Source organism: Streptomyces sp. NPDC004031 (assembly GCF_053604375.1).
On the sequence record NZ_JBSGHL010000093.1, the window covers coordinates 1 to 21,093 of the forward strand.

Below are 21,093 nucleotides of genomic sequence, written 5' to 3' on the forward strand. Positions count from 1 at the left end.
TTCGGGCCGGTCGACTACCCGCGCCCCGGTGGGGGCTTGTCGCGCAGTTCCCCGCGCCCCTAAAAAACGGATCCCCGGCGCGGCACGCACAGCCCAAAAACGGGCCCACCGCGCAGCACGCGCGCCCCGGAAAACGGGTGCCCCGCGCCGCACGCGCGCCCCGGAAAACGGCTGTCCCGCGCCGTACGCGCGCCCCGAAAACGGGTGCCCAGCGCCGCAGGCGCAGCCCGAAAACGGGTGCCCCGCGCGGCACGCGCACCCCCGAGAAACGAGTGCCCAGCGCCGCACGCGCGCCCCAAAAAACGCTCCCCCGGCGCGGTAGGCGCCGCTCGCGAGGGCCGCGCCTCGAAAGACGAGGGCCCCGCGCGGCAGCGCGAACGAGCCCCCCGGCGGGGGAAGCCTCACCGGGATGGGGACCTCATCGGAGGTGGAGGGAGGTGAGGCCCGCCTCCACCACATCGGCGATCAGCCGATCCGCAGACGCACTGTCGACACGCGAGCGAGCCGTGAGAACGGCGACGACGAGCGGCGCCGCCCCGTCCCGCCGGACGACGGCGATGTCGTTGCGCGTGCCGTACCCCCCGCTCCCGGTCTTGTCCGCGGCGGTCCACCCGGCGGGAAGCGCCGCCCGGATGTAGGGGCCGCCCGTCGTGTTGCGCGTCATCCAGTCCAGGAGCAGGGCCCGCCGGTCGGCGGGCAGCGCGTTGCCGAGCAGCAGGACGCGCAGGTCGGCGGCGAGTGCGCGGGCCGTGCTGGTGTCGCGGTCGTCGCCGGGGGCGGCCTCGTTGAGGGAGGGCTCGGTGCGGTCCGTCCGCGTCGTGGTGTCGCCGAGACCGCGTACGGCCCGTTGCAGACCCGCGGGGCCGCCGAGTTCGCGGAGCAGCAGATTCTCCGCGGTGTTGTCGCTGTAGCGCAGTGCCGCGTCCATGACGTCGCGCAGCGCCATGCCGTCGCGGACGTGCCGCGCGGTGACGGGCGCGTGGTCGAGCACGTCGGAGCGGTCGTACGTGAGGGTGCGGTCGAGGTCGGTGCCGGGCTGCTGGAGCAGCGCGGCCGCGGCGAGCACCTTGAGCGTCGAGCACGCGGCGAAGCGGCGGTCGGGCCGGTAGGTGACGGTGCGGCCGGTGCCGGTGTCGAGGAGGAAGAGGCCGACGCGGGCGCCGTAGCGGTCCTCCAGGGCGCGGAACACCGCGTCGGAGGTGGGCAGCCGCGCGGTCGTGGTGGTGGTGGTGGCCCGCGGCGCCTTGCCCGACGCGGGCGCGGGCGCGGGACCCACCGGGGCGCCGCCGCTCCCGCATCCGGCGAGCAGGCCGAGGGCCAGGACGGCGGCGGCAGCGGCGGCGGGGCGGCGGGCGGTACGGGCCATGCCCGCCACCCTCACGCCCGGCCCGGCCGGAGTCAAAGACCCGCCGCGCGGTCCGGCGCGCCGCCCGTGCGATGCTGCGGGGCGGGCCGGGCCGGGCCGGCCACGGCGCGGGCAGGCACAGAAAAAGGCAAGGCACAGGACTCGCAGCGACGGGGGAGCGGGATGGACGTGTACGAGGCCGTGCGGAGCCGCCGCGCGGTGCGGGCCTTCAGCGACGCGCCCGTACCCGGCGAGGTGCTGAGGCGCGTGCTGGACGCCGCGGCGCACGCACCGTCGAGCGGCAATCTCCAGCCGTGGCAGGTGTACGTCGTGACCGGCGGTCCGCTCGCGGAGCTCAAGCGGCGGGCCACCGCCCGTGCGGCGGCCGGGGATCCGGGCGACGCGCGCGAATACCCCATGTATCCGGCGGAGTTGGTGACGCCCTACGCGGAGCGCTTCGCCGCGGCGGCGGCCCAGCGCTACGGCGCGCTCGGCATCGCGCGGAACGACCCGGACCGGCCGCGCAAGATCGCCGCCCTGAACACGGGGGCGTTCGGCGCCCCGGCCGTCCTCTTCTGCTACCTCGACCCGGCGATGGGCCCGGGTCAGTGGGCCGACGCGGGGATGTACCTCCAGACGGTGATGCTGCTGCTGCGCGCGGAGGGCCTGCACAGCTGCCCGCAGGTGATGTGGACGATGTACCGCACGACCGTCACCGCCGCCGTCGGCGCCCCCGCGGACCACGTCCTGCTGTGCGGGCTCGCGATCGGGTACGAACCGGCGGGCGCCCCGCCCCTGTTCACGGACCGCGCGCCGCTGCCGGAGACGGTGCGCTTCGTCGGCGACTGACGGCCGGTGCCGCAGCAGCGCGCCGCCGGGCCTCGCGCGTCAGGACGAGCCGCGCGCGTCGAACTCGGCTGCCGAGCTGCCGCCGGGGAAGCGGGTCACGAAGTCCAGCACGCCGACCCACGTCGGGCGGATCGCGATGCGCGCCATGCGCAGGCCCGGGTGGTCCACGGCGTCCGCCTGGGCGTCGCCCTCCTCGCGCGTTCCCGCGTAACGGTGCAGCGCGAGGCGGTAGTCGGGGACGACCCCGGCCACGTCCGTCACCTCCGCCCGGCCGCGCAGCAGCAGCGCCCGCGGCGGTTTCCCGGCCGCGTCGATCGTGACCGCCACCGCGGGCCTGGCCCGCAACGCGGCGATCTTCCGGGCCGGGTGGAAGGTGGAGAGCACCAGTTCCTCGCCGGTCCAGTGGAAGAGCATCGGGAAGACCCGGGGCGTGCCGTCGGCGGCGACGTACCCGACCCGGGCCAACTCCTTCGACGCAAGCAGGTGTTGGGCGGTCGCACCGTGCAGCAGCCGCACGTCGCCCTGCGGGAGCGCGGCGAACTCGTCGGTCGTGGTTGCGGACATGGGGGCTCCTCGCCTCGCGGGCCGCGCCGACCGCGGCCCCTCACCCCTTGCGTCGAACGGACCGCCCGCCGATCGACACACCTCAGGCCCCCGTGAGCCGCAGGTGCCACCACGGGCGGCGCTGGTGCCGCCGGCTCCCTCCGGGTTGCGCGGCGGCGAACGGGTCCGGCAGCGTGCGCCGTGCGAACTCCGCGTCCAGCCGTGCCACGATCCGCCCCAACTCCCGCCGAGCGGAGGGCGGGAGGGTGTGGAGCAGCTCCTCGATGTCGTCGCGCGCGTCGAGGATGTCGCAGCACGGGCAGTCGGGCAGCGGCGGGTAGAGCACGCGGCCGGGCTGCCGCAGGAACCCCTCGTACGTCGCGAGCGCCCCGCTCAGGAAGCCGGGCCCGAACCTGCCCGCCTCGGCCCGCCGTACGGCGGCCTGCGCGCTTCTCCCCAGACCCCTGACCTGGCTGTACGGCCGGGCGCCTGCCCGGCGTGCGTGCGGTGCGGCGCGTAGCGCGCCGGGCGGCCTACGCGGCATCGCCCTTTCGTGTCGTCATGCCCGCGACGATACCCCGGCCCCGGCTCGGAGGGAGCCGGAGCGGCGGAGGCAGGCGCGACGCCCTACGCGGAAGCCGGTGCCGTACCCGACGCGACGGTCTCGGCCAGGACGTCGTCGAGCGGGGTGGCGGGCCCGAGGCCGAGTTCCCGTACCGTCCTGGTGGCGTCCAGGATGTGCGGCTGCTGGTAGAGGTAGCGCATCTCGGGGATCTCCGCCATGACCGGGTCGGCCCGGCCCAGCCGCCGCAGCTCCTCCTGCGGCATGACGTCCAGCACCGGTGCCGGCGCCCCGGCGATCTCGGCGAGCCGCGCGGTCAGCAGCCGGGCCGGCAGGTCGGAGGTGGACGGCACGTGCCAGGCCCGGCCGAACGCCCCCTCGTGGCGCCCGGCGGCGACGAGTGTGCGGGCCACGTCCCCGGTGTGGCTCCAGCTGTGCGGGGCGTCGAGGTCGCCGGGGTAGGTCACCGGCTGCCCGGCCAGCACCGCGGGGACCACCAGCAGGGTGTAGAGCGAGGCGGCGCCCGCCCCGAGGTATTCGGTGGCGCGGACCTCGGTGACGCGGACCCGGCCCGCCTCGTGCGCGGCCAGCGCGTCCGCCCACATCCGCGCGCGGACCTGCCCCTTGACGGTCGTCGCCGCCATGGGCAGATCCTCGGTGAGGGGGCCGTTCACCGCCCCGTACCCGTACGTGTTGCCGAGCATGACGTAGGCCGCGCCCGTCCGTTCCGCGGCCGACAGCAACGCCGCGGCCAGCGGCGGCCATTCGGCGGGCCACCGGTCGTACGGCGGCATCGCGCAGTTGAACAGCACGCTCGCGCCCTTCGCCGCCGCAACCAGGGCCTCGACGTCCGTGGCGTCGGCCGTCACCCGTTCGATGTCCGGGTGGTCCGGCCCGGCGCCGCGCCGCGACACCACCCGCACCCGCTCCCCGGATCCGGCCAGCAGGCGCGCCACGGCACTTCCGGTGGGGCCCGCGCCCACCACGACATGCAAGGACAAGGTGATCTCCACGTTCGTCGGTTCGCGGGCGGCGGGTCGGCCGCCCGGAAAATCACCGTACGGACGGTCCCCGGGACGAACCATGGCTGATGCGCCGGGATCCATGTCCGAGCGTCTGACGCAGCGCGCGACGGCGGGGGCTAAGGTGCTTTCCGTGGACGTGCTCAGCGATGTGCTCACCGCCATGCGCGGCGGCCGGCCCCACGCGGCGCGCACCCTGGCCCGCGCCCCGTGGGGAGTGGGCTTCCCGCCCGGCGACGGAGCGGGCTGCCATGTCATCCTGCGGGGTTCCTGCTGGCTGATGCCCACCGGCGGCGAACCGCAGGCGCTCGGCGTCGGCGACGTCGTCTTCCTCCCGCGCGCGACCGGCTACGCCCTGGCCGACCACCCCGGCAGCCCGGTGGTGGACTTCCGGCCGGGCCCCGGCGACGGCGACGCCCCGCTCGACCAGGTACGCATCGACGGCGCGGGCGCCACGACCACGATGCTGTGCGCCGCCTACTACTTCGACCGCGAACGGACCCATCCGCTGCTCGGCGAGCTGCCCGACATCGTCCGGCTCCCCTCCGAGGTCGGCCGGCACACCTCGCTGCGCGCCACCGTCGAACTCCTCGGCCGCGAACTGGCCACCCCGCAGGCCGGTACCAGCGCGATCCTGACCTCGCTCGTCGACATGCTGCTGCTGTTCGTCCTGCGGGCCTGGCTCGACGAGCAGGTGACGGCCCCCACCACCACCGGCTGGGCGGCGATCCTCAACGACCCCGCCCTGTCGGCGGCCCTGCACGCCGTCCACGCCCACCCCGAACGCCCGTGGACCGTCGAGCGGTTGGCGGCCCTCGCCGGTATGTCCCGGGCCACCTTCGCCCAGCGCTTCGCCGCCCTCGCGGGCCGACCGCCCCTGGCCTACCTCACCTGGTGGCGGATGACGACCGCCGCCGGACTGCTGCGCGAGGGCGACGCGCCCCTGCGCGTCATCGCCGGACAGACCGGCTACACCTCGGAGTTCGCCTTCGCGAAGGCCTTCAGACGCGAGTACGGCCAGGCGCCGGGCCAGTACCGCCGCGCCGCCCAGCGGGTTTAGGCGCGCATCACGCCGGACCGGCCAACTGGCCCCGCACCCACGCCGGGTCGGGATTGGTGTGCGCCCGCCCGCCGACGACGACGGTCGGCACCGTCTCGTTCCCGTCGTTGACCTCCCGCACGGCCGCGGCCCCCGCCGGATCCCGCCAGATGTTCACCCAGTACGCCCGGCGCGCCCGCCACCCCAACCGGCCGCGCAGCCGCAGGCAGTACGCGCACCCCGGCCGCCAGTACACGACCGGCCGCCCGTCCTCCGCACTGCGCCGCCCCGCCTCCGCGGCCGTCACCGACCGCGGGAAGACCACCGGCGAGTTCACCACGCCCATCACCAGGAACCCGCCGACGAAGGCGCCCCCGCCCGCGTAGTCCCCCCGGGCGAGCAGCACCCCGCCCGCACACCCGCCGACGACGAACAGCACGACCGCCATCCCCCACACACGCATCATGCCCGGCACGCTACTCCCGCCCTCAGCCGGCGCGGGAACCCCCGGGCCGCACGGAGGCGTCGCTTCCAGAGGGGAGAGAGGCGGACACGATGGGCACCAGGTACCTGTATCTCGTGCGGCACGCGGAGGCGGTGCCGGACGAGACCCGGCTGTCGGAGCGCGGACGGCGCCAAGCCCACCTGCTCGGCGAACGGTTGGCCGGGTATCCGGTGTCCGCCGTCCGGCACGGCCCGCTGACACGCGCGCGGGAGACGGCGGAGGCCGTCGGCGCACACCTGGACGGAGTCCGGCTGCACGCGTGCGAGGTCGCCGGGGACTACGTGCCGTACGTGCCGCGCCGCGACGAACTCCCCACGGAATGCGCCGACTTCCTGCTGAGCTTCCTCGCCGGTGTCACCGACGAGGAGCGCGCCTACGGGGAGCGGCTCGCGAAGGAGGCGATCGGACGCTTCACCGGCCCCACCGAGGGAGAGGCCGACGTCCACGAGGTGGTCGTGACGCACAACTTCCTCGTCGGCTGGCTCGTCCGCCACGCCCTCGACGCCCCCGCCTGGCGCTGGTTGGGCCTCAACCACGGCAACGCCAGCCTGACGGTGCTCCGTTACGCCCCCGGCCGCCCGACCTCACTGCTGGTCCAGAACGACATGACCCACCTGCCCCCGGACCTGCGCTGGACGGGCTTCTCCCCCGGCGTGCGGGTCTAGAGCCGGTCGTCGCGGTGCCATCGGCCTTCGGTGTCCGCCGCGACCCGGACCACGCCGTCCGCCCCGCCGCCGGGGGGAGCCGGGGGGCGGGGCGGAGGCGTCGGGTCAGCCGGTGGTGCAGCTGACGGTCGGGCTGGGGGCCGTGCCGTTGCCCGTGAAGCCGTACGTGGTGCTCGCGCCCGCGCCGAGGGCGCCGTTGTAGGACGCGTTGGTCACCGTGACCGCGCCGCTCGTACCGGTGTTGGTGCCGTTCCAGACCTGGGTGATCGACGTACCGGAGGGGAGGGTGAAGGCCGTCTTCCAGCCGGAGATCGCCGACGTACCGGTGTTCGTCACCGTCACCTCGGACTGGTAGCCGCCCGCCCACGAGTTCACCGTCTTGTACGTCGCCGAGCAGCCGGAGCCGGTGCCGCCGGTGGTCGAGCCGGTCGTACCGGTGGACGTGCCCGTGCTCGTACCCGTCGAAGTGCCGGTCGATGTGCCGGTGGACGTGCCGGTGGACGTACCGGTCGAGGTCCCGGACGACGTGCCGGACGACGTGCCCGTCGTCGTACCGCCCGACGCGTCGCCGCTCAGGGTCGGGGTCGTCCACGTACGCCACTGGGACAGGTTCGCGGACTTCAGGGACGAGACGCGGAAGACGGCGGGCGCGCTGCCCGTGCCCAGCAGGAACTTCTGGATGCTCGCCTGGAGGGGGGCCTTCCACTCCGGGCGCACCGCGCAGTGCGTGCCGTCCGCGACGTCCGACCAGTAGGAGAGGTTGCTGCCCGCGCCGAGGGCCTTGTAGACCTCCGCGCCGCCGAGCGCGGCCAGGCTGCCGGACTTCGCGCCGAGCCAGTCGACGTGCGGGTTCTCCATGATGAACGCGCCGCGCGGGGCGATCATGCCGACGATCTCGTGGGTGTCGACGGGCAGCGCGTTGGGGTTGGAGGTGTACGAGCCGAACGCGTCGCCGAGCCACGGCTGTTCGGTGTACGCGCTGTCCAGCGGCTGCGCGCCGCTGTCGGACGGGATGCTGCGGAAGACGTCCGTGCCGCCCGACCCGGACTCGATCGGCATCGTCAGCGCGATGCGCTGGTCGAACGCGCCCGCGACGAACGCGCCCTTGCCGTAGCGCGAGCAGCCGGTGACGCCCGTGGCGTCGGCCTTGAGGACGGTGCCGCCGGACTGCTGGATGACGTCGATGATCCGGCTCACGCCCCACGACCAGGCCATCAGCAGGCCCGTGCTGCTGGTGGAGCCGTAGATCGAGTAGAAGGCGCCCTGCTTGCTGCTGCGCGGGGTGCCCTCCTTGCCGACGGCGGTCGGGTCGTAGCTGATGACGGCGGCGCCGGACGCCTTGATCGTCGCGGTGTCGGCGCCCAGGCCGCCGAGCACGATGACCGCGGGGAAGGGGCCGGTGCCGCTCGGCAGGCTCACGCTCGCCGAGAAGCTCGCGCTCTTGCCCTGGTCGGAGACGTTGACGGTGATGCTGGTCGCGGACACCGTGCCGGTGACGCTCGCGGGCTTGCCGGGCTTGGTGCCGTAGACGGTCGTCTCGGCGCGCCGCTTGATCTCCTCGCGGCGGCAGCGCCAGTCGCCGACCGTGCTGACGCGCGTGCCGTCGAGACGGGTGAAGGGGTCGGGGAGCTGGGAGGTGGACGCCGGGTTGTTCGACCCCACCGCGCAGTCGGCGCCGTCGTCCTCGACGGACGCGGTGAGCGCGGCGGGCGCGGCGGGCGCGGCCGCGGCCGTCTGCGGGGCGGGCGCGGCGCCCGCCTGCGGGACGGCGAGCGCGGCACTCGTCAGGCCCGCGACGGCCGCGAACGTCACGACCGCCCACGCTCTGGGCCGGAACCGCCGGAACCGGGAACGGGACAAGCGCATGGGGGACCTCCTGGGCTGGGCGGCGCGCGGCCGCCGGGTGGTGGGGGGAGTGCGCCGCGGGGGCGCTCCAGGAGCGCCGGCATCGGCGCCGAGGCCAGGCCGATCTTGGGAGCGCTCCCATTGTTAGGTACCGCGCGGGAGGCTGACAATATGCCGAACGTGGGGGCTTGAGGTTGGCTGTTTTCGCACATCTACCGGTGGGTACGGGCTCGGGACGGGCGGCCCGAGCGGCGGGAATCGGCCACCAACATCACTCTGACCTGGGGATTCCCTCTGAGGGCGACTTCCGGCCACGTGTCGGCAAGCTTTCCGAATGTTGCGAGCGTCAGAACGCGGCGGACGGGGCGATCCCAGGAGTGCGGAATACCCCTGGGGGGTATACCGTTGACGTCGGCGCACACCTGATCCGCACGCTCACGAAGGAGCCAGGCATGGACCACTCCGGCCACGGCCACGCAGGACACGACGGCCACGCGGGGCACGACGGTCACGGCGGCGGCTGGAGCCGTACGACATGGCGTACGGCCGCGCAGGCGACCCTCCACTGCCTCACCGGCTGCGCCATCGGCGAGGTCCTCGGCATGGTGATCGCCACCGCGGCGGGCCTGTCCAACGGCCCCACCGTCGTGATCTCGATCGCCCTCGCCTTCGTCTTCGGCTACGCGCTGACCATGCGCGGCGTCCTGCGCGCGCAGGTGCCCGTGCGGCAGGCGGTGAAGATCGCGCTGGCCGCCGACACCGTCTCGATCGCCGTCATGGAGATCATCGACAACACCGTCATGGTGGGGGTCCCCGGCGCCCTCGCCGCCGGGCTCGGCGACGCCCTGTTCTGGGGCTCGCTGGCCTTCTCGCTGGTCGCCGCCTTCCTCCTCACGACGCCCGTGAACCGCTGGATGATCGGCCGCGGCAAGGGCCACGCCGTCGTCCATGCCTTCCACTGACCCCGCCCGCTCCGCCCGGCGGTACGGCGCTCACCCGGCCACGTGCAGGGTGAGCGCCGCCGTGTGCAGCGCGCCCCCCGCCCGGAACTGCAGGAAGAGCCGCCACTCGCCCGGCTCGGGCAGCTCGGCGTGGAAGGCCAGCTCGGGCCCGCCCTTGCCGCCGCCCGCCGGTACGGCGGACTCCGGGTGCAGATGCGCGAGGGCCTGGTCCCCGGCGTGGAAGGCGGTCAGGTGGGCGTACGTCCCCAGGTACGGCTCCAGGTCGGTGACCGGCGCCCCGCTCCTGGCCACGGCCACCGTGAGCGGCCCCGCCTTTCCGGCGGTGAGGTCGGCCCGGACGCTGACGGTGTAGCCGTCGGCCTCCGCGCTCGCCGCGGGCCTCGGCAGGGGCGTGGCGTGCGCGGCGCCGGGGACGGTGAGCGTACGGCTCAGGACGAGGCCCTGCTCGCCCGCGGAGGGCGTGAAGGTCGCGAACAGCCGCCAGGCGCCGGGCGCGAGGGCGGGCAGCGCGGCCGTCCAGGTGCCGTCGGCGGCCATCGCGGGGTGCAGGTGCTGGAAGCCGGTGAGGTCGGAGCGGATCGCGTAGAAGTGCAGCCGCTTCGTCTGCTCGACGGCGAAGCTCGTGACGGCGCGCCCCTCCGGGCCGGTGATGGTGAAGCGGTAGGGCATCGCCATGCCGGGCATGCCCTCGGCGGTGGCCGACGTCATGCGGTAGCCGCCGGAGGCGTCGGAGAGCCCGCCGCCGCTGTCCGCCGTCCCGTCCATGCCGGGCATGCCGGCGGGCATGGACGCGGAGGGCATCGCGTGGTGGTGCGTCCCCGGCACGGACGAGCCGCCCCCGGCCCCGGAGCCGCAGGCGGCAAGGCCCACCCCGAGGACGACGGCGAGAGCCGCCACCCGCATCGCGCCCGCCCGCTGCCGCCTGCCGCCGTACGCCATCGCCGGAACGCCCCTCGCCGCGAAACCCGATCAACCGCCCGCCACGATACCCCCCGGGGGTTCCGCGACCGACAGGATTCGCCCGTACGGGTGAGGCGGCGGCTCAGTGGTTCTTGGACTCGGACGCCTGCCGTGCAAGGAGGTCGAGGTCGAGAACGAAGGTGCGGCCGTCCCCCAGGTCGATGGGGACTTCGCCCGTGCCGTACTTGTGGGTGTGCGCCGCGATGTAGCCCGTGGAGGTCGGCTGGGTATGCAGGACGACCTCCTCGGCGTAGGGGTCGACGACCATGTAGACGGGGATGCCGTAGCGGCCGTACTTGGCGGTGCAGTCGTCGTAGTCCTTGCGCGCCGACGACATCGAGACGACTTCCGAGATCAGCAGGACGTCCTCGAAGCTGAAGCGCTTGCCCTCCCGGCGGGCTCCCTCGCGGAGGATCGCCAGGTCGGGGGCGGAGTATTCGTCAGCGGGAAAGTCGATGTAGACGTCGGAGGAAGTCTTCGCAAAGAGGCCGAGCGACATGATCGTGCTGTACTGCAGCATCTTGATCGTCTCGGAGTGCTCGAAGCTCTGCGGAGTCATGATCACCTTTCCGCCAGCCCCGAACAGAACCGTGTACCCCTCGGGGAATTCGGTGTGCACGATCGCGTCGACGCTCATTGGACGGCTCCTTCCCGTGTGCGGCCAGGATACGGCGACCGGCTCGGCCCCCGCGCCCGCTCAGCTCTCCCGGGTGCTCGGGCGGGCGGAGGTCGAGGGGGGCGGGGAGTAGGGCTTCGGGTCCTTCGTCCAGGGCTGGACGCCGAGTTTGCCGGTGGTGCCGAGGTCGAGTTCGGGGGTCAGCATGACCGGGGGTGTGCCGGGGCGGGCGACGACGCGGACGTAGGGGGCCGCCACGTTGGTGCCGTTCGTGACGGTGTTGCGCCAGACCAGGCCGGAGTGGGCGGTCTGGCCCGGGGCGAGGGTGATGCGGCGGGGCGGGGCGTCGAAGTCGGGGAGGACGGTGATGCCGCCGGTGCCGTGCAGGACGGCGACGGTGGCGGGCACCTTCCAGTCCTCGTCCAGGGGGGTGACGGCGGGGTAGCCGTCGAGGACGTAGGGCTTGCCGGAGCAGTTGGTGAGGTGCAGGCCGACGACGCGCAGGCCCATCGCCGCGTCGCCGCGGTCGGCGGTCACGCGGACGCCGGAGGCGGGGCAGGGGCCGGACGCGGCGGGGGCCTCGGCCGCGGGGACGTCGCGGACCTGCGCCAGGCGGACCCGGGTGACCTCGGTGGCGGCGTCCGTGCCGAAGCTCGCGCCGTCGACCGTCGCCTGGACCTTCGCGCCCGCGGCGACGTCCGGCACCGTGGCCTGCACGGTGTCCAGCACCTGCCCGGCGGCGTTGCGCAGTTCGACGCCGACCGTGTACGTACGGGCCTGCGGGCCGTCGTTGGCGACCTCGTAGTGCACCTGGAGCGTGCGCGAGGAGCCGTGGCACTCCGGTGTGCCGCCGCCCGTCACACCCGTGATCCGCACGCCCCGCCCGGCCGCCGTGCCCTTCACGGGGTCGGGGACCACGCAGAGGGTGGCGGTGCGGGCGCCTGGGGTCGTCGCCTTCTGGGTGCCGCAGCCCGCGAGCAGCAGCAACAGGCCGGCGGCGAGCACGGCCGGGGTCAGGGGGGTTCGCATCGTCCCACCCAACCGGCGCACGGCCCCCAACCCCTGTGGCGGGGCTCACATTTACTGCAACGGTCCTGTCACCGATGTCCGCCTCACCCCGCGGCGACCGCCCCCGCGTGCGCGGCCAGCACCCGCCAGCCGTCCGACCCGCGCACCCATGTCCTGGTGTACCGCAGCCGGGCCGCGAAGGGCTCGCCGGCCGCGGTGCCGCGCAGGGCGGCGAGCACGTACGTGACGCCGGTCGTGCCCGCGACGGTGACGGTCAGCTCCTCCTGGTCGAAGGCCTCGACGACGAGGGTGCGGGAGCGGTGGGCGGCCAGGTCGTCGGCCTTGGTGAGGACGCCGCCGTCGGGGCCGGTGTAGCGGGCGCGGTCGTCGAGCAGGGCGTCCAGCGCGTCGGCGTCGCCCGCCAGGACCGCCGTCCGGAGGCGCCGTTCGGCCTCCCGCAGCTCCGTTTCGGGGCCTGCCCCAGTCGTGTCGGTCATCACCGAAGTCCTCCCACCCGTAAGGCCGTTACGGGCACCACGCTAGTCCGCCCGCTGGGTCCGCCCGCGCGCCCGGACCCCCACGACCCGGGCGCGCGGCGGGGAACGGGGGCTCAGCCGGTGACGGTCAGCTCGGTGATGCGCTGGGCGCCGTCCGCCGTGTCCGGTGCGGCGGAGGTGAGGTCGAGGCGCAGCCGGGCGGTGTGGACGGGGGTGAAGCTCACGGTCGTGGGTTCGCCCGACGCGGTCGCCCAGGTCACGGACGGCGCGGCGACGGGCACGAAGCGGTCGCCGTCCCAGGCGGAGACGGTGACCCGCGCCGGGAGGGAGTGCGTGGCGTCGATCGTGAAGGTGACGGCGACCGAGGCGATGTCGCGCGGCTCGGCCCATGTCACGGACACCCAGTCGGCGGCGCGGGCGCCGCTGAAGGCGGGGAGCAGGGCGGTCGCGGCCTTGCGGAAGGCGTTGGACCATCCGGTGGCCGGGTCGCCGTCGAGCATCGCGGCGGGCAGCGTGGTGGCGGCGCCGGAGTAACTGGCGTCCGCCAGGGGGTAGTCGGGGGAGGCGACGGGGCCGGGGGCGAGCCGGGCGGGCGGGGTCGTCACGACGCCGGCGGCGTGGTCGAGGTGGACGGCGACGGTGCCGGCGCGCAGGCCGGGCGCGCTCGCGGTGACGGTGAGGCGGCCCGCCTTCGTACCGGCGCGGACGATCGCGAGCGCCTTGCCGTGGAAGGCGGTGCGGGTGGTGGCCTGGTAGCGCTCGGCGCTCTCCTGGCGGCCGTTGTCGAGTCCGGCGAGCGAGCCGCCGGTCACGGCGAAGGTCAGCAGGTCCTCGGCGCCGGGCACCACGACGCCCCGGGCGTCGATCACCTCGGCGGTGACGTAGACCAGCGAACGCCCGTCCCCGGGCAGGGACTTGCGGTCGGCGGTGAGCCGTACGGAGTGCGCCGGGCCCGCCGTCCGCAGGACGTCGGTGGCGACGGTGCGGCCGCCGCGCCGGGCGACCGCCTTCAACTCGCCCGCCGCGAAGGGCACCTGCCACGTCAGGTGCAGCTTGCCCGCGCTGCCGTTGGGGCTGGTGTAGCTGCCGGGGTAGGGGCCGCCGGTGACGGTGCGGTCGTCGCCGGTCGCCTCGGTCGTCTCCAGGTAGGTGCGCCCGTCCGCCGTCTTCTTGGTGTCGAAGCGCCGCACGCCCAGGGACCGGCCGTCGAGGAACAGCTCGACGGTGTCGGCGTTGGAGTACGCCCACACCTCGACCGTCTCGCCCGCCGCGTGGTCGGTCCAGTCCATCGGCACCAGGTGCACCATCGGTTCGCGCGACCACTGGCTGCGGAAGAGGTGGTACATGTCCTTGGGGAAGCCCGCGGTGTCGGCCGCGCCGAAGAAGGACGCCTTGACCGGGAAGACGGAGTAGGGCGTGGGCTCGCCGATGTAGTCCATGCCCGCCCACAGGAACTGCCCGGCGAAGAACCGCCGGTCGCGGTCCTTCTTGAGCCCGTACTCGCCGCTGATCGTCCACGAGGCGAGGTTGTTGTCGTACGAGGACGTGGCGCGTCTGCCCGGCGTGTAGTTCTCGCCGGTGTTGAGGTGGTCGGGCTCCTGGTAGGTGCCGCGGGTCGCGGTCTCGGAGGAGGACTCGGACTCGAAGAGGAAAAGGTGCGGGTAGCGGGCGTGCAGGGCGTCCACGGAGGCCGCGGTGTTGTAGTTGAGGCCGAGGCCGTCGAGCTTGGCCAGCATGAGGTCGGCGGCCGAGCCGACCGCGGGCAGGCCGCGGTACTTGTCGGAGCCGATGACGACGGGCCGGGTCGGGTCGAGGGAGCGCACGACGTCGATGAGGCGCTGGGCCATGTCGAGCCCGGCGGTGCTGGTGGAGTCGGGGATCTCGTTGCCGATGGACCACATGACGACGGCGGGCGAGTTGCGGGCCGCGCGCACCATCTCCGCGATGTCGGCGGAGCTCTCGGTGTCGAAGAAGCGGTGGTAGTCGTAGGTGTTCTTGCCCGTGTGCCAGCAGTCGAAGGCCTCGACCATCATGATGATGCCCAGTTCCTCGCAGATGTCGATCATCTCCGGCGAGGGCGGGTTGTGCGAGGTGCGGTAGGCGTTGACGCCCATCGACTTCATGAGGGTCATCTGGCGCAGCAGCGCGTCCCGGTTGACCGCGGAGCCCAGCGCGCCCTGGTCGTGGTGCAGGTCGACGCCCTGGATCTTGGCGTAGCTGCCGTTGAGGCTCAGCCCCTGGTCGGGGTCGAGGGTGACGTGCCGGAAGCCGAAGACGGCGGGCAGCGCGTCCACCACCCGCCCGTCCAGGCGCAGTTCGGTCTCCAGCGTGTAGCGGTGCGGGGTGTCGAAGGACCACAGCCGTGGCGCCCTGACCGCCAACTCCACCTCTGTGGTGACCGGTTCGGCGCCGGGCAGGTCGAGCGGGGTGCTCGCGGTCGCCACCGTGCGGCCGTCCGGGTCGCGGACGGTGGCCACGACGGTCGCGGTACGGGCCGCGCCGGACTCGTTGACGGCGGTGACCTCGGCCCGTACCGTCGCGGGCTTCCCGGCGGCGAGCGCCTCGGCGAGACCCGGCGTCGTCACGTACGTGCCCTGGCGGGCGATGTGCACGGGGTCGGTCACGACGAGGCGGGCGTGCCGGTAGATGCCGCTGCCGGAGTACCAGCGGCTGCTGGGGAGCTGGTTGCGCACCCGCACGGCGAGCACGTTGGGTGTGCGGCCGTCGGTGTGCAGCAGGTCGGTGACGTCGAAGGCGAAGCCGGTGTAGCCGTACGGGTGGCTGCCCGCGAGCGTGCCGTTGACGTAGACGGAGCTGTCCATGTAGACGCCGTCGAACTCGACGGAGATCCGCCGCCCGGCGAGGGCCTTCGGCAGCGTGAACGTCCTGCGGTACCAGCCGAGCCCGCCGGGCAGGAAGCCGGTGCCGCCCGAGGTGTTGTGCTCGGTCGTCGGCGTCAGCTCGATGCTCCAGTCGTGCGGGACGGCGACCGCCCGCCACCGGGAGTCGTCGTAGCCGGGCTCGGCGGCCCCCGCGTACGCGCCCGTGGGATCGTCGGCACCGTCCAGGTCGGCGAGCGCGAAGCGCCACCCGTCGGACAGGTCGAGACTGCGGGAGGCCGGATCGAACGCGGCCGCACGCCCCGGTGCGCCGCTCCCCCGGCCGGGAGTGCTCGCCTGCGCGGGTGCGACGAGCCCGGGAAGCGCCGGAACGGCGGCCCCCGCGGCTCCGGTGACCAGGAACGACCTGCGGTTTACCGGCACTGTGACCACTCCTCGGGCAGGCGTACGGGCAGCGGATGGGCATGACACATCCACCAGAATTGATCAGCACCAAACAGAATCGATCAACCCGCCACGGATTCTTGCAGCCCCGCTCCCGCGCCGGTCAAGAGCCGTGCGCGACCTTCCCTCCCCGGCCGGGCCCCCTCCGCCGGGCATCACCGCAGCCTGTGCGCCACCCGTGAGCAGCCCGTGAGCCCCGCCCGCCCGCGCGCGGGTCGTCGCGCGGGGCCGGGCCGGGCGTGCTCTCATGGGAGGAGGACTGCTCGCCGGGAGAATCCGCGGAGGAACGCATGGCCACCTATCGCGTTGCCCAAGTGCCCGCCGCAGGCAAGGCGTTGGCGATCGCCGAGCGCGAGGCGCCGCCACCGGGACCGGGGCATGTGCGGATCACCGTCGAGGCGTGCGGGATCTGCCACAGCGACGCCGGGTTCGTGGAGGGCGGGTATCCGGGTCTGTCCTACCCGCTCGTGCCCGGACACGAGATCGCCGGGCGGATCGCGGAACTGGGCGAAGGGGTCGCCGAACGCGGCTTCACCGCCGGGGACCGGGTCGCCGTGGGGTGGTTCGGCGGGTCCTGCGGCCACTGCACGGCCTGCCGCCAGGGCGACTTCATCGTGTGCGAGAACCTCAAGGTGCCCGGCTGGGCGTACGAGGGCGGCTTCGGCGAATCCGTCGTCGCGCCCGCCGACGCGCTCGCCCGGATCCCCGACGGCCTGTCGTCCGCCGACGCGGCCCCGCTGGGGTGCGCGGGCGTGACGACCTTCAACGGGCTGCGGCGCAGCGCCGCCCGCCCCGGCGACCTGGTCGCCGTCCTCGGCATCGGCGGGCTCGGCCACCTCGGTGTGCGGTACGCCGCCGCGATGGGCTTCGAGACGGTCGCCATCGCACGCGGGCCCGAGAAGGCGGAGTTCGCCAAGCAACTGGGCGCCCACCACTACATCGACAGCGCCGCCACCCCCGCCGCCGGCGCCCTGCGGGAGCTGGGCGGCGCGAAGGTGGTACTGGCCACCGTCGGCAACTCCGAGGCGATCGCCTCCACCGTGGACGGGCTCGGCCCGCGCGGCGAACTGGTCGTCATCGGCGCGACCCCCGAGCCGCTCGGTATCGCCCCGCTCCAACTGATCATGCAGGCCAGGGTCGTTCGCGGCCACCCGTCCGGCACCTCGCAGGACGTCGAGGACACGATGGCGTTCAGCGCGCTGCACGGCATCACCCCGATGATCGAGACGGCCCCGCTGGCCGACGCCGACGCCGCCTACCGCCGGATGCTCTCGGGCAAGGCCCGCTTCCGCATGGTGCTGCTCCCGCACGAGGGCTGATCCGCCCGCCCCGCCCGTCCGGGTACGCCCGCGAACCCGCCGCCGGGATCCGGCGACGGGTTCGCGGGCGGTGCGCGCGGGCCCGCTCGCGCGGGCGGCGGCGGACGGCGGCCGGGCTGCGCCCCCGGCACCGTCAGGCGGCGTCGAGCGCGGCGGTGATCTTGCGGGTCATGTCCGCCATGACCGGGGCCAACGCGCCCTTCTGGGCGAGCGAGGCGGCCTCGACCGCGGTGAGGACGGTGCCGCGGAAACCGGCCGCCTCCTGCGCGTCCTGCTTCTTCAGCAGGCTCATGGTCGCGGTCAGCGCGGGCAGCACGCGGTCGGCCATCTCCGCGACGGACCGGCCGCCGAGGTCGCCGATCTTCGACTTGGCGGCGAGGACGTGGCCGACCTCGCCGGTCGCCGAGGCGAGCGCGATCGAACCGTGGGTGGCGGCCTTGTGCGGCTTGCCGGTCGCGCCCGCGGCGGCCATGAGGCTGACGGCGCCGTAGGCGGCGGTGCGGAGGGTCTGCTCGTCCTGGGCGGAGAGGGTGAGTGCCATGGTGGTCTGCTCCTTCGGCCGGGGCCGGGGCCCCCTTGCGGGCCCCGCGCTTCCTCGTGGAACAGAGCTTCCGCCGGGCGGGTTTCACACCGGTCGCACGGCGCTTTCAGCACCGGGCGGACGGTGAAACCCACGATGATCTACCTGCACGTCCTGGCGGAGCTGGAGGTGCATACCAGGATGGCGCTGGTGCCCGACGGCTGGGACTTGCCCGCGGACGTGGTCGACGAGACGGCGGGCGCGGCGTGAGCGGCCGCGGGACGACCCGTCCGGGGGTGAGGGCCGCGCTGCCGGCCGGTACGTACGAGGTCGCCTCGGCGATCGGCTGCTCGGCCCGCGGCGGCGTGTGCGTGTACTTCGAGGGGGAGGACGGGCGGCGCCGTACCTTCGACTTCGCCGACTGCGAGCTGCCGGGCTGGCACGAGGACCTCGCGGTCGCGGTGGCCGCCCGGATCGGTCCGGGCGGGGGCCTTCGCACCGCGGCCTCGGCGGTCGCGATGTGGTCGCCGCTGCGCCGGTTCCTGCGGACCCTGACGGGCATGGACGATCCTCCGCAATCTCCTGGCGAGGCGCGGGTGGAGCACGCCGTGTTCCTCGCCGACAGCCTGGCCGCGACCATGCGGCCGGTGTACGCGCTGCGGATCGTGGAACACGTCGTGGCCGTGCTGCGGCTGATGCCGCCGACCAAAGGTGTGCCGCACGAAGCGGTCGACGTCCTGCGGGTGCGCGCCTCGGCGCTGCCTCATGTGCCGGGGTACTCCGAGGGCGAGCTGCGACGCCTGGTGTCCGCGGCCCGCGCAGATGTGAAGGCGCTGCGGGAGCGGATCATGGAAGGACGGAGCGTGCTGGCCGGCCCCGGTAGCGGCCGGGAGTCCGAGGACTTGCGGACCGTGGCGGCGGGGGGGCCGGCTGGAGCGGGTGCGCCAGACCAGCGCCACCGCCCGGCTGCTCTTCCCGGTGCGCGCGGACCTGCCGGCGATGCTGATGCTGCTGGCCGCCGTCACCGCCCGCAACATCGAGACGATCAAGGAACTTCCGGCCGAGCACCGCGTCGTGGACGGCAAGGCGGTCGAGGTCCGCCTGACCAAACGCCGCCGCGGCTCCACTCGGTGGTACCAGACGGTGTTGTGGGAGATCGGCGAGTCGGGTCAGGAGCTGCGCCGGCCCGGTGGTCTGTATCTGCTGCTGCACGATCTGATGGCGCCCAGCCGGGCGCTGGCCGCCGACCCGCGCTGGTTCTGGTCGTACTGCCGCGCCCGCCACAAGGACCCGCACGGCAGTCCGTTCCGCGGCTCGATGACCGCCGGCATCGAGATGAACGCGTGGGCGGCCGGTCACGGGCCGACCGACGATGCGGGGGCGCCACCGGCAGTGAGCTTCAACCGGCTGCGCACCAGCGTGGAGGCGCGGCGCACCCGGCAGATGGGCGGGCACCTGCCGTCGGCCGCGCGGTCGAACACCGTCCCGGTATGGCGAGTTCGACGCCGCGGCCGAGCCGCTTGTGCTCGTGCACGACGAGGGTGACGGCGACACCGGAGGAGCGGATCTCCCCGGCGAGCTTCACGGCGGCCTCCAACTCCGGTCGCCTGGTGGCGCGGGTGGAGATCTTCTCCGAGAAGATCCGGGTGGCCCCGGCCTCGCCGGGCGAGTCGAGTTGTGCGTCGAGGGACTGCCGGGCGGTCGATGCGCGGGCGTAGCCGGGGCGGACATGTCCGACCGGTTCGGCGCCGGCGTTCACGGGCCGGGGCAGTTCGGTCCATGCCGAGCCCGGCTTGCGTACAGCGGGGGTCGGCACGCTGAGCGCTTTGGCGAGTTGGGGTACGAGGCGGAAGCGGGCGGTGTGGTACCGGATGGCCACCTTGCCCTTGCCGGTCCGACACGGGGACCCCGCGGGGGCGGCACAGGTGGTCATCGGGCAGTCGTGCGATTCCACGCGCGTGAAGTCGTCGCTCACGACCCCGGACTGTTTCATGAGGGTGTTTCAGGAGTCCAGTCGTTTGCAACAACTCATGAAACATGATCGCCGCAGGTGGACGACCGCGCGGCCGGGTGTTTCACGAGCGACCACCTACGAAACACGTCCGGCAGCGGGGGGCTCCATCGACACCTGGCGTGGTGGGTTAAAACCAGCAGAGGATCGCAGATGATTGCGGAAAACCACAGTACGATCGGGCAGCCGACCGCATGGTGCGCCCCACGGCCGCTTCCTAGCCTGAGCTGCATGATCGCAACGCCAAGCTCCGCGCCGTTCCTCGCCGCCTCCGCCGAGCCCGCCGGCGGCATCGCCGGATGGGCCGTCGACGTCATGGACGCACTCGGAGCCGCCGGTGCCGGGCTGACCAACCTGGTCGACACGGTACTGCCGTTCATCCCCAGTGAGATCGTCCTCCCCTTGGCCGGATTCGCCGCCCGGCAGGGGCGGTTGAGCCTGACGGCCGTCATTGTCTGGACCACAGTCGGTTCCGTCGTCGGATCCTGGATCGTGTATGCCGCGGGCGCTCTCCTGGGTCGCGAACGGACCCGCGCGCTCGCCGCCCGTATCCCCCTCGTCCGCCCGCACGAGATCGATCGCGCTGAGGCGTGGTTCGCCCGCCGCGGCCACGCCGCGGTGTTGCTCGCCCGCATGGTGCCGGTGGTGCGCAGTCTCATCTCCCTTCCGGCCGGGATCCAGCGCATGCCGGTCGCTGCCTTCACTGCCCTGACCGCGCTCGGCAGCCTGATCTGGAACACCGCGTTCGTCCTGCTGGGATACTGGCTCGGCGACAACTGGCGGCTGGTGGAGGAATACGGGGGATGGGTGTCAAAGGCGGTCGTGGCGGTGGCGGTTCTGTGCGTCGCCCGGTGGTTCGCAGTGCGGCTGCGCCGCCGCTCGAGCGCTCGGCACCGAGCATGAGGCTCGCACTCGCCGCGGCCGGTATCGCCCTTGGCGCGGTCTCAGCGCTCGCCGCGCCCGCAGTCCTCGCCGCGGGGGGCTTGTCACGCTCCCCCGGACTGCCGGTCCGCCTGGCCGAGCTGGAACAGCGGCGCGTGGCCGCGCTGCTCGGCAGGGGCGCTGCGTCCCCGGAAGGTATCGAACCGCGCCGGGCCGTTGCCTACCTGTGGTGCCGCATCCCGGTGGGCCTGCTCGGCGGCGGGGCGCTGTTCCTGCTGGCGGCGGGCGGCTGGACGGTCGCCTCGGGGCTGCCGCGCTGGCTAGCCGGGCACGATGCCGACGGAATGGCTCCCACCTGGCCAGTCGCCGGGTATCTCCTTACCGCCGGCCTGCTGCTGCTCTTCCTCGACCTGGCCGGCCTGGCCGCCGTCGTCGAGCTGGAACGGTGGCTGATCCGCCGTTTCCTCAGCTCCGACGAGATGACCCGGATGCGCCGCCGGATCGACGAACTCGCCGCCCAGCGCTCGGGGATCGTCGAGGCCGTGGACGCCGAACGGCGCCGCATCGAGCGCGACCTGCACGACGGGGTGCAGCAGCGGCTGATCGTGGTGGCGATGCTGCTCGGACGGGCACGCCGCAAGAACTCCGAGGAGTTGTTC

At 73.9% G+C, this 21,093-nt stretch carries 21 protein-coding genes and 1 pseudogene; 9 read left to right on the forward strand and 13 right to left on the reverse strand.

The window, feature by feature from the left end; translation table 11 throughout:
- Positions 1–418: 418 nt before the first annotated feature.
- Positions 419–1,366 (reverse strand): class A beta-lactamase, encoded by a 948-nt coding sequence (gene bla / locus ACWERV_RS34910; protein WP_452940756.1) that lies wholly within the window; start codon positions 1,364–1,366, stop codon positions 419–421.
- A gap of 162 nt (positions 1,367–1,528) precedes the next feature.
- On the opposite strand from bla, the gene ACWERV_RS34915 reads away from it, so the two are divergent.
- The gene (locus ACWERV_RS34915; RefSeq protein ID WP_452940758.1) at positions 1,529–2,194 is read left to right on the forward strand and encodes a nitroreductase; all 666 of its coding nucleotides are present in this window, start codon (positions 1,529–1,531) and stop codon (positions 2,192–2,194) included.
- A 39-nt stretch (positions 2,195–2,233) separates the two neighbouring features.
- Here ACWERV_RS34915 and ACWERV_RS34920 read toward each other — a convergent pair whose 3' ends face one another.
- The 3 genes from ACWERV_RS34920 to ACWERV_RS34930 form a co-directional block, all read right to left on the reverse strand.
- Positions 2,234–2,758 carry a pyridoxamine 5'-phosphate oxidase family protein gene (locus ACWERV_RS34920; RefSeq protein ID WP_452940760.1) on the reverse strand — a complete coding sequence of 175 codons (525 nt, stop codon included), beginning with the start codon at positions 2,756–2,758 and terminating at the stop codon, positions 2,234–2,236.
- 82 nt (positions 2,759–2,840) lie between these two features.
- Positions 2,841–3,281, reverse strand: coding sequence for a hypothetical protein (locus tag ACWERV_RS34925; protein WP_452940762.1), 441 nt, complete (start codon positions 3,279–3,281; stop codon positions 2,841–2,843).
- 83 nt (positions 3,282–3,364) lie between these two features.
- On the reverse strand, positions 3,365–4,300 hold the full coding sequence (locus tag ACWERV_RS34930; protein WP_452940764.1) for an NAD-dependent epimerase/dehydratase family protein: 936 nt from the start codon (positions 4,298–4,300) through the stop codon (positions 3,365–3,367).
- 154 nt (positions 4,301–4,454) lie between these two features.
- Between ACWERV_RS34930 and ACWERV_RS34935 the strand changes: the two genes are divergently transcribed.
- A complete protein-coding gene (locus ACWERV_RS34935; RefSeq protein WP_452940765.1) occupies positions 4,455–5,381 on the forward strand; it encodes an AraC family transcriptional regulator in 927 nt (308 codons plus the stop codon).
- A 7-nt stretch (positions 5,382–5,388) separates the two neighbouring features.
- On the opposite strand, the gene ACWERV_RS34940 is transcribed toward ACWERV_RS34935, so the two are convergent.
- Positions 5,389–5,826, reverse strand: a complete 438-nt coding sequence (locus ACWERV_RS34940) for a glutaredoxin domain-containing protein (protein ID WP_452940767.1) — start codon at positions 5,824–5,826, stop codon at positions 5,389–5,391.
- A gap of 89 nt (positions 5,827–5,915) precedes the next feature.
- Between ACWERV_RS34940 and ACWERV_RS34945 the strand changes: the two genes are divergently transcribed.
- Entirely contained in the window at positions 5,916–6,530 is a 615-nt protein-coding gene (locus ACWERV_RS34945; RefSeq protein ID WP_398174454.1) for a histidine phosphatase family protein, read from the forward strand.
- Between the two features lie 105 nt (positions 6,531–6,635).
- On the opposite strand, the gene ACWERV_RS34950 is transcribed toward ACWERV_RS34945, so the two are convergent.
- Entirely contained in the window at positions 6,636–8,342 is a 1,707-nt protein-coding gene (locus ACWERV_RS34950) for a glucuronyl esterase domain-containing protein (RefSeq protein WP_452940769.1), read from the reverse strand.
- A 485-nt stretch (positions 8,343–8,827) separates the two neighbouring features.
- Here ACWERV_RS34950 and ACWERV_RS34955 point away from each other — a divergent pair, with 485 nt between their 5' ends.
- Positions 8,828–9,337, forward strand: coding sequence for a DUF4396 domain-containing protein (locus ACWERV_RS34955; protein WP_452940771.1), 510 nt, complete (start codon positions 8,828–8,830; stop codon positions 9,335–9,337).
- Between the two features lie 30 nt (positions 9,338–9,367).
- Here the strand turns inward: ACWERV_RS34955 and ACWERV_RS34960 are convergent, their stop codons facing one another.
- From ACWERV_RS34960 to ACWERV_RS34980, 5 genes are all read right to left on the reverse strand, one after another.
- The gene (locus ACWERV_RS34960; RefSeq protein ID WP_452940773.1) at positions 9,368–10,276 is read right to left on the reverse strand and encodes a hypothetical protein; all 909 of its coding nucleotides are present in this window, start codon (positions 10,274–10,276) and stop codon (positions 9,368–9,370) included.
- 103 nt (positions 10,277–10,379) lie between these two features.
- Positions 10,380–10,856, reverse strand: a complete 477-nt coding sequence (locus ACWERV_RS34965; protein ID WP_452940775.1) for a Uma2 family endonuclease — start codon at positions 10,854–10,856, stop codon at positions 10,380–10,382.
- A gap of 138 nt (positions 10,857–10,994) precedes the next feature.
- On the reverse strand, positions 10,995–11,942 hold the full coding sequence (locus tag ACWERV_RS34970; RefSeq protein WP_452940776.1) for a DUF4232 domain-containing protein: 948 nt from the start codon (positions 11,940–11,942) through the stop codon (positions 10,995–10,997).
- An 83-nt stretch (positions 11,943–12,025) separates the two neighbouring features.
- Complete coding sequence (locus tag ACWERV_RS34975) at positions 12,026–12,418, reverse strand: nuclear transport factor 2 family protein (RefSeq protein ID WP_452940778.1); 393 nt, start codon at positions 12,416–12,418, stop codon at positions 12,026–12,028.
- 113 nt (positions 12,419–12,531) lie between these two features.
- Entirely contained in the window at positions 12,532–15,681 is a 3,150-nt protein-coding gene (locus tag ACWERV_RS34980) for a glycoside hydrolase family 2 TIM barrel-domain containing protein (RefSeq protein ID WP_452940780.1), read from the reverse strand.
- 311 nt (positions 15,682–15,992) lie between these two features.
- On the opposite strand from ACWERV_RS34980, the gene ACWERV_RS34985 reads away from it, so the two are divergent.
- Positions 15,993–17,021, forward strand: a complete 1,029-nt coding sequence (locus ACWERV_RS34985; protein ID WP_452940781.1) for an alcohol dehydrogenase — start codon at positions 15,993–15,995, stop codon at positions 17,019–17,021.
- A 133-nt stretch (positions 17,022–17,154) separates the two neighbouring features.
- Here the strand turns inward: ACWERV_RS34985 and ACWERV_RS34990 are convergent, their stop codons facing one another.
- Positions 17,155–17,562, reverse strand: coding sequence for a hypothetical protein (locus tag ACWERV_RS34990; RefSeq protein WP_398174484.1), 408 nt, complete (start codon positions 17,560–17,562; stop codon positions 17,155–17,157).
- A 123-nt stretch (positions 17,563–17,685) separates the two neighbouring features.
- On the opposite strand from ACWERV_RS34990, the gene ACWERV_RS34995 reads away from it, so the two are divergent.
- Both ACWERV_RS34995 and ACWERV_RS35000 read left to right on the forward strand, forming a co-directional pair.
- Positions 17,686–17,811: a hypothetical protein gene (locus ACWERV_RS34995; protein ID WP_452940783.1), complete on the forward strand. Its 126-nt coding sequence runs from the start codon at positions 17,686–17,688 to the stop codon at positions 17,809–17,811.
- 669 nt (positions 17,812–18,480) lie between these two features.
- Entirely contained in the window at positions 18,481–19,086 is a 606-nt protein-coding gene (locus ACWERV_RS35000; RefSeq protein ID WP_452940785.1) for a hypothetical protein, read from the forward strand.
- Positions 19,087–19,102: 16 nt separating this feature from the next.
- Here the strand turns inward: ACWERV_RS35000 and ACWERV_RS35005 are convergent.
- Positions 19,103–19,534: pseudogene (locus ACWERV_RS35005) on the reverse strand (zinc finger domain-containing protein); the annotation flags it as partial.
- Positions 19,535–19,783: 249 nt separating this feature from the next.
- Between ACWERV_RS35005 and ACWERV_RS35010 the strand changes: the two are divergent.
- Positions 19,784–20,455: a DedA family protein gene (locus ACWERV_RS35010; protein WP_452940786.1), complete on the forward strand. Its 672-nt coding sequence runs from the start codon at positions 19,784–19,786 to the stop codon at positions 20,453–20,455.
- The coding region (locus tag ACWERV_RS35015; RefSeq protein WP_452940788.1) for a histidine kinase at positions 20,452–21,093 on the forward strand (642 nt) is incomplete at its 3' end. The genes ACWERV_RS35010 and ACWERV_RS35015, both read left to right, overlap by 4 nt.